The 1,304-nt window shown below is 69.4% G+C and carries 1 protein-coding gene; it reads right to left on the reverse strand.

The window, feature by feature from the left end:
• Positions 1–1,304: non-ribosomal peptide synthetase (locus ABZY45_RS35060; protein WP_356746305.1), on the reverse strand; the 1,304-nt coding region annotated here is incomplete at both ends.

Raw genomic sequence — 1,304 nt, forward strand, 5'->3', positions numbered from 1 at the left:
AACAACCCACACTGCTTCGCCCGGAAAACCACCTGAAGACTCAAAATCGAATCCCCACCCAAGGCGAAGAAATCGTCATGCACACCCACCGGACGACCGGTGTGCAGCACCTCCTGCCAGATCTCCGCGAGAGTGTTCTCCACCTCGTTGCGGGGAGCCACGAACTCCTGGCCGGAGGAGAGGTACTCCTCCCACGGCAGCGCGGCCAGGGCCCGGCGGTCGACCTTGCCGTTCGGCGTCAGCGGCAGAGCGTCGAGGGGGATGTGGACGCCTGGGACCATGTGCGCGGGCAGCCGCTCCCCGAGGAACGACTTCAGGTCCTCCGGAGCCACGGGAGCGCCGGACACGACGTACGCCACCAGCCGTTTCGCGGTGGGGTCCCCCTGGGCAAGGACCGCGGCCGCGCGCACCGCCGGGTGCTGGGACAGGACGTCCTCGATCTCTCCCAGTTCGACGCGGAAGCCGCGGATCTTCACCTGGTCGTCGACCCGGCCGAGGAATTCGATGTTCCCGTCGGGCAGGAAGCGAGCACGGTCTCCGGTCTTGTAGAGCCGGCTGCCGGCCGTGTCGTCGAAGGGGTTGGCGATGAACGCCTCGGCCGTCAGCTCCGGCCGCCCCAGATACCCCCGGGCCAGCCCCGCCCCACCGATGTAGAGCTCACCCGCCACGCCGGCCGGCTGGAGCCGGAGCCGGGAGTCGAGCACGTACAGCCGCGCCCCGTCGATGGGGCGGCCGATGTGGACACGCTCCAGTTCGGCACCGTAGCGGGCGACGCTGACCGCGACGGTGGCCTCGGAGGGGCCGTATCCGTTGAAGAAGGCCCGGCCGGGGGCCCAGGTCCGTACGAGGTCGAGGGGGCACGCCTCTCCGCCGACCGAGACGCAGCGCAGCTGCGGCAAAGACTCCTCGGGAAGGGTGGCGAGGGCGGCGGGCGTGAGGTTGATGTTCTCGACGGCCTGCTCGACGAGGAAGTCGGCGAGTTCGGAGCCCATCATCTTCAGCTCGGGGGGCGGCAGCACCAGGGTGCCGCCCGACAGCAGGGCGGCGCAGAGCTCCCACACCGATATGTCGAAGCTCAGCGACGTGCCCTGAAGCACCCGCTGGGGGGTGTCCAGCCCGTAGTTCGTGTGCTGCCACCGGGCGATGTCACGGATGCCCCGGTGAGAGACCTGGACTCCCTTGGGCCGGCCGGTGGATCCGGACGTGTAGATCACGTAGGCCAGGTCGTCGCAGGTCCCGTCCGAATCCGGCGCCGTGTCCGGACAGCTCTCCAGCTCCGCCCACACATCCTCCAGCACCACCAC

The organism is Streptomyces sp. NPDC006516, from assembly GCF_040611875.1.
Lineage (GTDB): Bacteria > Actinomycetota > Actinomycetes > Streptomycetales > Streptomycetaceae > Streptomyces.